Genomic DNA, 12,329 nt, shown 5'->3' with positions numbered 1-12,329 from the left:
GTCGTGTTTTCAATGAATGAGGATGACGTGGAGGGTGTTTCTGGCCGGTCGGCGGTTTTTTGACTGGAAGGGGTTGGTCTACCTCTTGCGCTTCTGGCCTGGTGAGGAGAGTATCTCGGTGCTCGGCAATTCCCTTCGGTTCAATCTTCGAGGAGTTGCTCCATGAAGTTCCTGAACGTTCCGCTCGCGGTGGCCACTGCTGGTGTACTGGGCTTTTTTGCTCTCGGTACCCCTGCCGCACATGCTCAAGAAAATCTCCCGAGCGTGCGGTCGGACAGCGGGTACAGCGTCCTGTCGAACGACTCCAGCCCTCAGCAGGTTCTCGACGCCTACGGGTTCGGCACCATAAGCGGAACTCCGGTTGTCACCTGGTCTGCTAACGGGGGAATCAACCAGAGATGGTCTTTGGCCGATCAGCCGGATGACACCGTGGCCATCGTGGGTGCGCAGAGCGGAAAGTGTGTGGCTCCTTCGGGCTCGCACGGGGCTGTCATGCTGCAGGACTGCACTGCTGTGCAGTTCGGGCAGCGCTGGTACAAGGAACGGCGTCCCGGGGGCCGCATCATCTTCGAGAACGCCTTGTTCGAGGGGCAGTGTCTGGACATGGCGGGAAGCTACAGCCAGGCTGTCATCAGAGACTGCAACGGAAGTATAAGCCAGAATTGGCGGCTTTTCGCTTCATAGACGCCACCGCATACGGTCTTGTGTCGGAGGCTATCGGGCACGGATCCCTGAAAAGACTGCGAATTTGACCTTCAGCAGGGATTTCGTCTTCTTTGCTGCGACCGGTTGGCCGCAACAAGGAAGAAATCGGTAGGTATTTCCACCACACCCCCTGGTTCCCGGGGCTCGATGGCCCGGGAACCAGGCTGGTGAATATGCCCGTTTCCCAGGAATCTCAGTGCTCGGTGTCCATTAGACGGCCTACCCTCGGTGACAGGCCAGCGGCGGCAAATGGTCGCAGCGCGATTCCCTGCGGCGCTTCGGCACCGCCACCGCGGCACGCGCTCCAGCACTTCCTAGTGAAGGCCGGCCAACCGGGCTACCGGCACGGCGACGGGATTACCCGTGCGCGTATACCCTCGTCTGCTTCAGCGTGCTGGATGGCGATGCAGGCCAGGCCGTCCAGAAGCGGATGGCCAGCGATGGTCGGTTCACCAGTGGTCACGCCGAATTCAACGACCATAGCGCCGGCGAGGCCAGCCTTCACATGATCGACCAACGGCTTCGGAATCTGCTCGGCGCTTGGCCTCCGGCCAGACCAGCACCTGGCATATCGACTGGCAACTGGCGAATAACAACGGCTAACACAATGAGGTGGATCGGCCCTGGTTGCCGTGGCCGAGGCATGGGTTGCGCGTTCGGTCCGGTGCCGGGTTGTCTCCGCGGATCGTGCCCGCCCTGCGGTTGCGTGCGGCCAGCCCTGGCGCACCGACCTGCGGGTGCAGGACGTGTCCCCTACGTCTCCCGGTGGTGTGCAGGTCGGCCATGTACATCTCTGAGGGGACCTCACTTACATCTCTCAGCGGACGTCGCTCCGATGTCGCGGCTCTAGCGTCACCAGCATGACAAGAACCCGTCGCACGGCTACCGCTGTCGTGTTGGCCCTCGCCCTGCCGCTGCCGGTTGTCGCGGCGGCTCCTGCGCCGGCCGCCACCATTCCCGCGCATCGCACCCTTGCGGCTATCGGCACCGACGTCGCCCCCGCCACATTGCCTTCCCCGACCGGGCCACACGCTGTCGGCCGCGACATCCTGCATCTCGTCGACCAGCACCGCCAGGACCCATGGGTCCCCTCGGCGGGACCCCGGCAGCTCATGGTGTCGATGTACTACCCCACCCGGCCCGGCACCGGCGGTCCTGCCCCCTACATGACCACCGGGGCCGCCCGGCTCATGCTCCAGATGAAGGTGCCGAGCACCACGATTCCGCCCGAGCGGTCAGCGAATCCCGCACCTGGTCGCACACCGACGCGGTCCCGCAACACGGCAGATTCCCGTTGATCCTGCTCTCCCCCGGCTTCACCATGCCCCGCACGGAACTCACCAGCCTCGCCGAGGACCTCGCCAGCCGTGGCTACGTCGTCGCCCTCGTCGACCACACCTACGAGAACTCCGGCACCACGTTCCCCGACGGGCAGACCCTCACCTGCACCATCTGCGACGACCCCGACGCCTACCCGCCTCAGGCGATCGAGGACAGCAGGGCGAAGGACCGCTCCTTCGTCATCGACGCGTTGATCAGCCGCCGCAACCCTGCCTGGCGCTACGCCCGCGTGATCGACAGGAAACGGATCGGCGTGGCGGGGCACTCCCTCGGCGGCGCCTCCGCCGTCCCCACGATGGCCCACGACCAGCGCGTACTGGCCGGGGTCAACCTCGACGGCACCATGTTCGTACCCGTCCCCGACAACGGCCTGGGCGACCGCCCGTTCATGATGATCGGCCATCCCACAGGCGCCGACGAGGACCCCACCTGGACGGACGCCTGGGGCCGGCTCAAGGGCTGGAAACGATGGCTGACCTTCACCGGCTCCAACCACGCCGGCTTCACCGACCTGCCCGTCCTCGCCGACCAACTCGGCATCCCCGCCCCCCGGGCACGACCCTCTCGTCCCAGCGCTCCGTCCAGCTCACCCGCACCTCCGTCGCGGCCTTCTTCGACCTCCACCTGAGGGGCATCCCGCAGCCCATCTTGAACGGACCCACCTCGGCCTTCCCAGAGGTCAGCTTCCACATGCCGTGACCAGCGGGCCGCACCTCCGGCATCCAGTACCAACGCGCAGCTCCGGCCGTGCCGGTGTCCTGAACAATGGTCGGCGGCACGGCCGGTTGGGGCGGACGCGATCTTCGCGGGTTAGTGCTCCCGGGCTTCCGGGGCCGGAGCGATCCCGGTCGGCCAGGACGCTCCCCAGTTTTCCCGAAAGGGTCACCAAGTAAGTAGCACGGCAGGCACATTGGCGAAATCCCAGAGTGGCACGTATCGCTAACGGCAGTGTCCAGGTACTGGCCTTGGTCGCGGTGGTCTTCGCCGTGCTCGTGCTGCGGATCGCCGAGGGTGGGGATCATCGGCTCCAACGTGAACAGGATGCGCGGTGCACCGTCATTTCCAAGCGGGCTTCTGGCTTGGACACGACTCGGCAGCAGTTGAAGCGGCATGGGTTGACGCCCCGCCCGCCTGCGGCGAGCAGCATTGTCCGAGGTGTGCAGGGTGTTCCCGGAGTCCCGGGGCCAGCGGGGCCGTCCGGTGGTGCAGGAGCGCCAGGCAGCCCTGGCCCGTCGGGGGCTCCTGGCAAGGATGGCAGTAGCGGTTCGCCAGGCCAGTCGAACGCGTCCGGAGCACGTGGGAGTCCCGGGCCGGCATCTACCGTCGCTGGCCCGGAGGGGCCCCGGCTGGGCCATCCGGTACGCCGGGCAAGGACGGTACGGACGGCGCCCAAGGGCCCAAGGGCGACACCGGGCCGGCACCCAGTGGCTGGATGTTCACGTATACCCCGCTGGTCGGGTCTTCGGTCACCTACAACTGCGTCCCGGTTTCGGGCGGGTTCCACCCACTACACGTGTACGCCGGCTCGTCGAGTCCATGTAACCGTCTGGCTCGGAGCCTGTTGTCCTGAGCGGTTTCCTGGCCACGGCCGCCTATCGCCGCTTCGACCCGCGCCTGGACTGATCGCTTCGTCTACTGGCTGCCAAACAGGTCTCAGAGGGACATCGGTGTCACGTAGCCCGGCCGGCTCGGCTTTCCCCGACCATGAACCGGGCATTACGCACGCGCCGTCGAAGCCACCCGCCGATGGCCGGAGAAGTACTCCGAGCGCCTCGAAGCCTCCCGGAAGGCGTGGCCGAAGGAGAATCCCGGCGTGGGGGCGGCTCGCACTCGTGCGACGAAGTTCGTCGACCTCAACGCCCGCTTCCGTAACGCCAGTAACTCAGCAAAACGGAGAGGGGAGGCCAACGGCCTTCTCTGGGAGCAGGTAGACGTCGAGGCCCTGGCTGCCCGGGACAACTTCACCTGCCAGATCTGCCTGGCCCGGTTGACTGCACCATCATGATGCGGAGCACCGTCTGGACCCTGTCCATCGACCACGTTGTGCACGAGTCCGAGGGTGGAGCCTGGGCCTGGGATGACCTCCAGACCGCGCACTACGGCTGCAACATCCTGCGCGGTGCCGCCAGCATCGAGGAGGTGCGGACGTTCGCCCACGAGTTCATGCGGCGGCTCGCAGCGCAGCCGGTCATCCCAGATCAGCGCGAGTCGACGGCGAGCAGGTCGTAGAGCGCCATCGGCGTAACGAAGCCCGGCCAACGCCCATCTCGGAACAGTTGGATGCCGGCGTCCTGGTAGGCCTTGTCGCAGAGTTGCGAGCAGATCATGCTGCGGCTGGCGGCGATGGCGCCACGGAGGCCGGGTGCCGGGATGTGGAACCGGTGTAGAGCGAGGGCCAGGTAGTCGGTGAACCCGTAGGGCACTCCGACGTATTTGCGTGCGGCGTCGCAGATGGCTGTGCGTTGCTGGTCGGTGAGGCCGTCGGGGTAGACGTAGATGGTCGCCGTGGCCGCATAGCTGTTGAGTGGTCGGATGGCGGCACCGCCGGGGTCGGCTTCGATGAGCTGGTTGTTCGGCAGGACGACGAAGGCGTGTGCGTAGGCGCCGAACCCGTCTCCGTTGAGCCACTCACCCAGCCTGATGAGTCTGCCGATGGGTCCGTTGATGTTGGTGAGACCGATGTCTCCGGGGCGTGGGTGTGGGTCGATCATGGTGCCTCCTGGCGCGGGCTTTGAGGGGAGTATGCGCCGGAGGCAGCTGGTTTATGGCCAGGATGCTTGGCCGGATGCATCCTTCTTGTGCCTGGTCTGCTGTCGTGGGCATGCGGGCCGGGATTGACCGGATGACGCCGTGGACAAGAAGGTGCAGCGTGCGCGGGAGAGGTGGTGGTGGCGTGGTGAGGTTCGCGCGGCTGTCTTGAGCTACCGGCTGCCCCCATTGGCCGGTTGTTAGAGCCGGTACCCGGAGGGGGGAAGCGGGCCTCAACATTGGTGAGGGCGTCGGTGACTCGAACGGACTACGCGTCGTTGGCACAGTTGGCGCAGTTGAGGAAGTCGCACCACGTGGCCGGCGCCTGAGGAGCGTTGCCACGGTTGAGTTGCACGTGGCCGAGGTCCGCAGGCACGATCGCTCGGGTGCGCTTGCGGTCCAAGCCGTGGATGTCGAGTGGGAGGTGAAGGTGTTCTTCGGCGACGCCGAGGTCACCGAGCGTGGCGTGGTTCATGGCGGACGCGTGTGCCTATCGGCGGTGACTGCAGCGGGACGCCCAGGAACGGCCCTGCTTGTCGGAGCGTGCTGGATGGCCGCCTGCGCACCGGGCAGCATCCTCACCGCCGTCGCTCCGTCTCCGTCGGCGGCAGCTGCTCGCGCGAATGTGTTGCGGTAGTACGCCAAGGGCTTGGGCCGGCCCAGCTTCGTCCCGTACCGCTCGCATCCCTCGGCCAGACGCAGCGCGAGCGGCGGATGCCCCAGGTCGACGGCCTGATCCGCCAGGCCCCGCAAGGCGGTCGCCGCGAACTCGTGTTCCCCGGCTTCGGCGGCCAGCTTGAAGCTGTGCACGTGGTATCGCCGGCCGCCGGTTGTCTAGAGTTGTCAAGCGCCTGCGCAGGTCGAAGCGTATTTCGCGTGACGGGCACGTGAGTCACTTCCCTGCTGTGGATTCGATGAGTTTGCCCCGCTGGTGGGTCTGTTCACGAATCCCGGTTTGGCTCAACTTCCGTGAAGCGTGCACGGCGAGTGGCTGCGGTCGCCTGCGACTGCCTCAGGGAAGTTGCCTCAAAATGATCAGTAACGCTGCTCGTGTGGCCAGCAGTTTGGCCCCGTGGAAGAGGAAGTGCCCGGCCAGAGGAGCTGTTGTTCGCGTCGGTCGCAGACGTGACGGTGCTGTCGGGGGGTGAACAACGAGGCGATACGTATTGAGGCTTGTAGTGCGGTGGCCGGGGCCATGTGCCGGGTTTGTGGGCTCGGTGCTGGCGCAGGGTCATGCATTCCCCGCAGCGGATCGAGCAGCCTGGCCATCTGCGGTCCGGGGGCCGGGCACGGTCGCCGCGGCGAGGTGGAGGCAGGCGCCCACGTCAGTTGGCTGCCTGGCCGGACACAGCGTTTGAGGTTCCCGGCCAGGTACTCCTTCGACTACAGGGCAGACGCCGGACACCACCGCGGGCTTCGACACCCAACACACCACCTGACCGAACCTCCCAGGCCCCTCACCCCAGCCCGCCGGCGGGCCGAACACCCGGCCGGCCGATCTCATTCCACAAGGAGCCGAACGTCAGACACATCAACAGCGTGGCGCTACGCGCAGGCTGACTGGCCAACACCGTTCGTGCCCCCGGAAGAGCCCGTCTGCACAAGACCCGGCTCACCCCCCACCGGCTCAGGAACGGGCGGAGCAGTTGTCGGCATTCCTTCATGCTCGTCTGAGGCGTCACCCCTGCTGCCGGGCGCGAAGCTCCTGCACGTCACCGACCGGCGCGGCATGACCCGACTCGGGCTGTCTGCCGGAGCGCGGCAGCGTCGTACCGGCACGACGGCCTCAGTAGGACCGTCCTCCGCGCGAGCGGCCTTCGTCGGGCGGTCAGCGCCCGAACGGGGCATCTCCCGTTGTTCTACGGCGCGCTGCGCGGACTGAACGACCAAGAGAGGATTGAATGGTGATGAAAATGTACGCATATTCTTGGAAGGGTGGCCAAGATGTCCGAGGGTACTCTCCGCGAGAAGATGGCCAGGCTCTTCGGCGCCTACGACGCCGACGGCAACGGCTACATCGAGCGCCGTGATTTCGAGATCATCGCGGAAAGAATCAACGCGAATTTCTCGGATACCGGCTCGCGGCGCGCGGTCGCCGTCGCCGCGGTCTTCCAAGAGATGTGGGACGGCATGGCATCGCGTATGGATGTCGACGGTGACCAGCGCATCTCCCTCGATGAATTCATCACCGACAAACTCAAAACAGCTCTGGCCGATGCTGACGCTGCACACACCCGGCAAAGGGCTGACCGGAGAAGGCGCCTTTTCGATGCGATGGACCGCGACGGAGACGGCAAGGTGAGCCTGGACGAATACCAGGGTTTCTTCCGGGCGTTCGGCGTCCCTGCACCCCAGGCTGAGAAGACGTTCGCCAGGCTTGACGTGGACAAGGACGGGTTCCTGACCATCGATGAGATGATCGAAACAACCTTGGAGTACAGCACCAGCACCGACCCGCAGGCCAGCAGCAGCGACCTGCTCGGCCCTCTGGGTCCCGCACCCCGCAGCTAGGATCCGGCGGATCATGCTGTGCAGGGCTCGATAGGTTGGTCGCATGCCTTCTGCACTTGTTGTTGGTTACGACCCGCAAGCGATACTTGGCGTCGACGGCGAGGCGGTTCGTGTGGCGCTCGATGCGGAGTTGGCCCGGTTCGGTGAGCACGGCATCGACGCGGCCATGACGCTGATCGTGTTCGACGAGTCGGCCGAGTCGACCCTCGTCGCATCGTTGACCAAGCAGCCGTGGGATGTCGTGGTCGTCGGCGGCGGGATCCGCAAGGCTGAGCAGCTGCTTCCGCTCTTCGAGCAGTTGGTGAACCTGATCCGCCGCCATGCGCCCCAGGCCGCGATCGCGTTCAACACCAGTGGCGGGGACAGCGTCGAGGCGGCACAGCGGTGGCTCTAAATCCCGGCCGTTCGATCATTCCCCGAGCTCGACCGCGAAATTCTTGCGCAGCTCCAGCGGGACGGGAGACAGACGATCACGGAGCTGGCCAAACGCGTACGGGTCAGCGTGTCTCGCGGTCAGCGCCGTCTACGGGATCTCGAACGCAGCGGCGTGATCAGCGGGTACCACGCCACCCTCACGGCGCCGCCGTCGGGTTGGGCTTCGAGGTCCCGGTCTTCGTCCACCTGCGCCACAGTGACCGCCAGCAGCTCGCCGCATTCGACGAAGGGCTCGTGGCCATCCCCGAGGTGAACCAGGCGGAGCGACTGTTCGGCACCCCCGGCTACCTGCTGCGTGTGGAGACCGAAGACCTCGATGCCTACCAGCGCCTCTTCGAGGAGCAGCGGGCCAATACCAACCAGCTCATGTCGACGATCGTCATGAGACGGGTGATCGCCACCCGCCCCATGCCCATCCAGCGGAAACCGCCGCCACAAGGGTGTCTCGGAGACCGGCGCCCAAGGATCGTACGACGCTCAGGGGAGGGCGAGGGTCCCCTACAACCGCGGTCAGAAGCGATCTGAACTCGGGCGGACGGCTCGGGTTCATCCCGGAACTGCGTGCCCCCATCGCCGCAGCCGTTGCTGACCTGTCGGAAGGACCTTGCCGATGACCACTGTGGCCACCCCCGACGAGTTGCGTCGGGGCCTCGCGGACCAGCTCACGGACGACGGCGCGATCAGCAGCCCGCGAAGGTATCGTGTCTTCGCGACGGTGCCGCGCGAGGCCTTCGTCCCGGCCTTCACCGTCCGCACGCCCGAGGGCCTCCACAGTTACCGCGACGGCGAGCCCGGATGGCCGTCCACCGCCTACAGCGACGTGTCCCTCCTCACCCAGACCGACGCTCACAGCACGACCACGAGCTCGTCGAGCCAGACCTCCGTCATGGCTCGCATGCTCTGGAGGCCCTGAACGTGGCCGACGGTCACAAGGTCCTGGAGGTGGGTGCCGGGACCGGCTACGACTCGGCTCTCCTGGCTCATCGCTCGGGGACGGCAGCGTGTACTCCCTCGGCGTCGACCCGACGCTGGTCTCTGCGACCCGTGCCGCGCTCGCCCGTGCCGGGTACGCACCGACCCGGACTGCGGGAGATGGCATGCGCGGCTGGCTGGAGCGCGCGCCGTTCGATCGGCTGATCGCGACCTGCGGTGTCCGCCGCATCCCCGACTCATGACATGGCCGCCCGGCTGCCAGTCAGTTGCGGCGAACGCTCATCTGGGACCGGGGCCGTGAGATGGCCGAGCACCAAGCCATCACCGCCGAGACAGGTACGCCCATCTATCTTTGCAAGCCGCGGAGCCCATGGCAGCGCGGCACCAACGAGAACACCAATCGGTTGCTGCGGCGGTACCTGCCCAAGGCCGCAGACCTCCGCACGTTCAACCAGTCTGACCTCGACGCCATCGCCTACGAACTCAACCACCGTCCGCGCAAGACCCACAGCTACCGAACTCCGGCAGAGGTCGACGCTGACCTTCTCAACAGCGGTGATGCACTGACCGCTTGAGCTCGCCGTAGTTTGCCGACACTCCTGAGTCAACCGGCCAGGAGGCCAAGAGCGCGCGTCAGGGGATTGCGGACTCGATATGGGCGAGGTGGGCGGCGAGGATCTCTTCGAACGCGGTGCGGCGGTCTGCCCCGAGGGGGCGAATCTCTCGGGCGAAGTGCGCCAAGGCGGGGAAGCGTTCGGGGTCGGCCCCCAGGACCGCGACACGGAACTGCTCCATGCCCTGTTCGTACTCCTCGGGGGTGAGGGTGCCGATGCCAGCCTCGGAGGCGATCAGCGCGGAGAGGAGGATCACGATCCGGTGGTAGCACGCCGGGATCTCCTCCTCGGGCAGGCCTGAGGCTTGCAGGGCCTGGAGCACCTCCTCCATGACCAGCCGGGAACCGGTGCCGCCCGATGCGTAGCGTCCCCAGATCGCGGCGAGCTGGGGTTGCTGGCCGAAGGCCTCTCGCAAGCGCAGGGCTACGGCGGTGATGCGCTGCCTCCAGTCGCCCTCGGGACGGTAGCCATCCATCGCGGCCACCAGGATCCGGTCGGCGACCGTGCGCAGCAGTTCGGTCTTGTTGCGGAAGTGCCGATAGAGGCTGGAGGAGTCGGTGCCGAGCGCTGCTGCGAGCTTGCGCACGCTGAACGACTCGGCATCGCTCGTGCGCAGCAGCTCTGCCGCCGTGTCCAGGATCTCGTCGGTTGACCAACGCCTTCGGCCTGCCATCTCGCCCCTCTCGTCCGGAACAGCTTAACTTATGCACTTGCTGTTGCACGCACCGCGTGCATACTAGGGACACATGCTCGCCGAGAGGACAGGGCGGCAGAAGGAAGCGAAGGAGAGACGCGGATATGAGCGAGACCACTGCTGTGACACGGCCGCCAGAGCCGGACTTCGAGGCGATCACGACCGAGGAACTCATCGCCTACCGCGAGGCGGAGAACCGCTTCCGGGCGTCCAGCGCGGCGCGGGCGATCACCGGGGAGCCAGACCCCGGAGCCGCGATCGAGTGGCAGGACGTCGCGCTGCCTGGCCGCGACCTCCCGGTCCGGGTGTACCGGCCGGCGTCGATCGGCTGCGAGGTCGCCGCGCGAACCGACCTGCCACTCGTGGTCCATATCCACGGAGGCAGCTTCGTGGGCACAGCGGTGCAGTGCGACTGGACCAACAGCCACCTCGCCGCTCAACTGCCCGCACTCGTCGTCTCGGTCGAGCACCGCCTCATCGCCCCGGACAGCCCGCTCAAGAACGCCGCCGACGACGGCTGGGACGTACTCCGGCATGTGGTGCGGCACTCTGCGCAGTGGGGCGTCGACCCGGCGCGCACGGCCGTTTTCGGCGAGAGCTTCGGCGCGCTGATCAGCGCCCTGACCGCGATCCGGGCCCGGGAGGCCGGCCTGCGACTCAAGGCGCAGGTGCTGGTCAACCCCGCCGTCGACGTGACCGAGACGATGTACGACTACCCCTCGATCGCCCAGTACGCATACAGCCCGACCCGCGCCATGCCGCAACTGCGGCTCCTCCAGCGGCTCGCCGTCCCACCGGGAACCGACGCCCGCGCATTCTCGCCGCTGTACGCGGACGACCTGAACGGGCTCGCGCCCGCGCTGCTCGTGGTACCGACTCAGGACGCGGTCGCCGATCACGGCCGCCGCTACGCCGAGCGACTGCGGGCGGCCGGGACCTTCGTACGGCTCACCGAATATCCGGGAGCGAAGCACGCGTTCCTCGCCATGCCCGGTGTGGAACCGCAGGCCGAGACGGCCCGGGCGGAAATCCGCGAGTTCCTCCGCGCGGCCCTGGCAGCGTGACGGAGGAACGACGCACACCACCACGCTCGGACTCGTCGGCCCCGTCGGCCCCGCGATCTCCCGGCTCGGCCTCGGCCACATGAGCATGAAGAGCGCGTGTGGTCCCGCCGACCCACATGAAGCCGCGGCCACCCTGCTGGAAACCGTGCAACATCACCTTCAGTTCCCCGCGCGTGCGGGGATGATCCGCCGAGGCTGCTATGTCGTGTCAAGCCGGTTGAGGAAGCTCTGACGGGTCCGGCCGGGTCCGTCGTTCGAGGACCTTGAAGATCTGGCGGCAGGCGCGACGCCAGCGAAGGAGGCGAAGGCGGCCTCGGAACGGAACCTGCCCGGGTCGACCAACCAACCAGGATCTGAGCCGCAGTGATCGGCCCGACACCGAGCAACTCCAGTGATTCGGGGGCATGTTGGCGGATGAGCCGCAGGATCTCGTTCTCCAGCTCGCGGGCCTCGGCCTGGAGGTGCCGAATCCGCTGGGCTGTGGAGCGCAGGGACCGGATGGTCATGCGGCGCTCGGTGGACAGTGCGGTGCCGGAGGCAGGCGCCGCGTGTGACCTGCTGCGGTCGGCTCAGGCGGCGCATTTCGGTGCGGAGGTCGTCGAGTGCGTAGATGATCAGGGGCCTGGAGCTGGTTGGTCGCCGCGGTGGAGGCGTGCTCGGCGCCCTGTCGGGTGGCCAGCAGCAGTCGCATGCCTCACCGTTCTCCGCGTTTGCGAGGCTGGATGACGTGCTCGGCGGTCAGGGCTGCGCGGATGGCGTCGCGTATGTCCACCCTGCGTCCGCCGCGGACCAGCCGGCGCCTGGGGCGGCACACCTGGATGACGCGTTCGCCAGCGTCCTCGATGATGGTGGCGAGGCCGGCGCCGTAGCTGCCGATTCCTTCGAGTGCCCAGCAGCGGCGGCCGGGCACGTGCGAGGGGGCGAAGTCGAGAAGGCGCTGGTAGTCGCGACCGTGGGCTGGTGCGTCGGTGGCCTCCAGGACGGCGCCGATGGGGTTGATGGCGGCTGCGGCCAGGGTGCCTCGGCGAGTGGCGACGCCGATGACGCCGTCGACATGTTCTGCGAGCATGGTCACGCGGTTGTTCTCCTCCGGACGGACGGCCGTGGCAGGCGTCGGCCTGGGTGGAGTCACCACGTGGCGGAACTGTGATGAGTCACGCCGGAAGGCGGCGGACAAGCGGCTGATCAAGCCAACGGGCGGGCCAGGCCGACGCCAGTGTCCGGCAGACATCTCAAGGGAACGGCAGTCCCTGACGGGGCACCAGCCATCTTGCGAGTCATGCC

14 protein-coding genes and 1 pseudogene are annotated in these 12,329 nt (G+C 67.0%); 11 read left to right on the top strand and 4 right to left on the bottom strand.

Annotation, left to right across the window (positions count from 1 at the left end; translation table 11 throughout):
- The first annotated feature begins 162 nt into the window (after positions 1 to 162).
- The 3 genes and pseudogenes from AV521_RS31315 (at position 163) to AV521_RS31305 (ending at position 4,275) form a co-directional block, all read left to right on the top strand.
- Complete coding sequence (locus tag AV521_RS31315; protein WP_079249486.1) at positions 163 to 684, top strand: RICIN domain-containing protein; 522 nt, start codon at positions 163 to 165, stop codon at positions 682 to 684.
- A gap of 881 nt (positions 685 to 1,565) precedes the next feature.
- Positions 1,566 to 2,745, top strand: a pseudogene (locus AV521_RS31310) (alpha/beta hydrolase family protein).
- A gap of 1,302 nt (positions 2,746 to 4,047) precedes the next feature.
- Entirely contained in the window at positions 4,048 to 4,275 is a 228-nt protein-coding gene (locus AV521_RS31305) for an HNH endonuclease (protein ID WP_076093107.1), read from the top strand.
- On the opposite strand, the gene AV521_RS31300 is transcribed toward AV521_RS31305, so the two are convergent.
- Both AV521_RS31300 and AV521_RS31295 read right to left on the bottom strand, forming a co-directional pair.
- Positions 4,245 to 4,757 carry a YiiX/YebB-like N1pC/P60 family cysteine hydrolase gene (locus AV521_RS31300; protein ID WP_076093105.1) on the bottom strand — a complete coding sequence of 171 codons (513 nt, stop codon included), beginning with the start codon at positions 4,755 to 4,757 and terminating at the stop codon, positions 4,245 to 4,247. The genes AV521_RS31305 and AV521_RS31300 overlap by 31 nt on opposite strands.
- Before the next feature lie 305 nt (positions 4,758 to 5,062).
- Positions 5,063 to 5,269: a hypothetical protein gene (locus AV521_RS31295; protein WP_076093103.1), complete on the bottom strand. Its 207-nt coding sequence runs from the start codon at positions 5,267 to 5,269 to the stop codon at positions 5,063 to 5,065.
- A 1,469-nt stretch (positions 5,270 to 6,738) separates the two neighbouring features.
- Here AV521_RS31295 and AV521_RS31285 point away from each other — a divergent pair.
- The 7 genes from AV521_RS31285 (at position 6,739) to AV521_RS31260 (ending at position 9,248) form a co-directional block, all read left to right on the top strand.
- Positions 6,739 to 7,305, top strand: a complete 567-nt coding sequence (locus tag AV521_RS31285) for an EF-hand domain-containing protein (RefSeq protein WP_076093098.1) — start codon at positions 6,739 to 6,741, stop codon at positions 7,303 to 7,305.
- A 43-nt stretch (positions 7,306 to 7,348) separates the two neighbouring features.
- Positions 7,349 to 7,699: a hypothetical protein gene (locus tag AV521_RS31280; RefSeq protein WP_076093096.1), complete on the top strand. Its 351-nt coding sequence runs from the start codon at positions 7,349 to 7,351 to the stop codon at positions 7,697 to 7,699.
- Complete coding sequence (locus AV521_RS52830; protein WP_371917083.1) at positions 7,700 to 7,993, top strand: Lrp/AsnC family transcriptional regulator; 294 nt, start codon at positions 7,700 to 7,702, stop codon at positions 7,991 to 7,993.
- Positions 7,897 to 8,265, top strand: coding sequence for an Lrp/AsnC ligand binding domain-containing protein (locus AV521_RS52825; protein ID WP_076093092.1), 369 nt, complete (start codon positions 7,897 to 7,899; stop codon positions 8,263 to 8,265). The genes AV521_RS52830 and AV521_RS52825 overlap by 97 nt, the downstream gene beginning before the upstream one ends.
- 85 nt (positions 8,266 to 8,350) lie before the next feature.
- The gene (locus AV521_RS49530) at positions 8,351 to 8,653 is read left to right on the top strand and encodes a hypothetical protein (RefSeq protein ID WP_076093090.1); all 303 of its coding nucleotides are present in this window, start codon (positions 8,351 to 8,353) and stop codon (positions 8,651 to 8,653) included.
- 88 nt (positions 8,654 to 8,741) lie between these two features.
- On the top strand, positions 8,742 to 8,915 hold the full coding sequence (locus AV521_RS51255) for a hypothetical protein (RefSeq protein ID WP_256725735.1): 174 nt from the start codon (positions 8,742 to 8,744) through the stop codon (positions 8,913 to 8,915).
- A gap of 60 nt (positions 8,916 to 8,975) precedes the next feature.
- On the top strand, positions 8,976 to 9,248 hold the full coding sequence (locus AV521_RS31260; RefSeq protein ID WP_256725734.1) for an IS30 family transposase: 273 nt from the start codon (positions 8,976 to 8,978) through the stop codon (positions 9,246 to 9,248).
- A 58-nt stretch (positions 9,249 to 9,306) separates the two neighbouring features.
- On the opposite strand, the gene AV521_RS31255 is transcribed toward AV521_RS31260, so the two are convergent.
- Complete coding sequence (locus AV521_RS31255; RefSeq protein ID WP_076093088.1) at positions 9,307 to 9,960, bottom strand: TetR/AcrR family transcriptional regulator; 654 nt, start codon at positions 9,958 to 9,960, stop codon at positions 9,307 to 9,309.
- Positions 9,961 to 10,085: 125 nt separating this feature from the next.
- On the opposite strand from AV521_RS31255, the gene AV521_RS31250 reads away from it, so the two are divergent.
- Positions 10,086 to 11,045 (top strand): alpha/beta hydrolase, encoded by a 960-nt coding sequence (locus tag AV521_RS31250; protein WP_076093086.1) that lies wholly within the window; start codon positions 10,086 to 10,088, stop codon positions 11,043 to 11,045.
- 694 nt (positions 11,046 to 11,739) lie between these two features.
- Here AV521_RS31250 and AV521_RS51245 read toward each other — a convergent pair.
- Complete coding sequence (locus tag AV521_RS51245) at positions 11,740 to 12,120, bottom strand: hypothetical protein (RefSeq protein WP_076093084.1); 381 nt, start codon at positions 12,118 to 12,120, stop codon at positions 11,740 to 11,742.
- Positions 12,121 to 12,329: the final 209 nt, after the last annotated feature.

Source organism: Streptomyces sp. IMTB 2501 (assembly GCF_001953885.1).
Classification (GTDB): Bacteria; Actinomycetota; Actinomycetes; order Streptomycetales; family Streptomycetaceae; genus Streptomyces.
Note: the sequence above shows the minus strand (reverse complement) of the source record. Positions and strands in the feature narration are given on the sequence as shown.

Coding starts and splice junctions, on each gene's coding strand:
- AV521_RS31315 (WP_079249486.1), top strand. CDS start 163: ATGAAGTTCCTGAACGTTCCGCTCGCGGTGGCCACTGCTGGTGTACTG.
- AV521_RS31305 (WP_076093107.1), top strand. CDS start 4,048: ATGATGCGGAGCACCGTCTGGACCCTGTCCATCGACCACGTTGTGCAC.
- AV521_RS31300 (WP_076093105.1), bottom strand. CDS start 4,757: ATGATCGACCCACACCCACGCCCCGGAGACATCGGTCTCACCAACATC.
- AV521_RS31295 (WP_076093103.1), bottom strand. CDS start 5,269: ATGAACCACGCCACGCTCGGTGACCTCGGCGTCGCCGAAGAACACCTT.
- AV521_RS31285 (WP_076093098.1), top strand. CDS start 6,739: ATGTCCGAGGGTACTCTCCGCGAGAAGATGGCCAGGCTCTTCGGCGCC.
- AV521_RS31280 (WP_076093096.1), top strand. CDS start 7,349: ATGCCTTCTGCACTTGTTGTTGGTTACGACCCGCAAGCGATACTTGGC.
- AV521_RS49530 (WP_076093090.1), top strand. CDS start 8,351: ATGACCACTGTGGCCACCCCCGACGAGTTGCGTCGGGGCCTCGCGGAC.
- AV521_RS31260 (WP_256725734.1), top strand. CDS start 8,976: ATGGCCGAGCACCAAGCCATCACCGCCGAGACAGGTACGCCCATCTAT.
- AV521_RS31255 (WP_076093088.1), bottom strand. CDS start 9,960: ATGGCAGGCCGAAGGCGTTGGTCAACCGACGAGATCCTGGACACGGCG.
- AV521_RS31250 (WP_076093086.1), top strand. CDS start 10,086: ATGAGCGAGACCACTGCTGTGACACGGCCGCCAGAGCCGGACTTCGAG.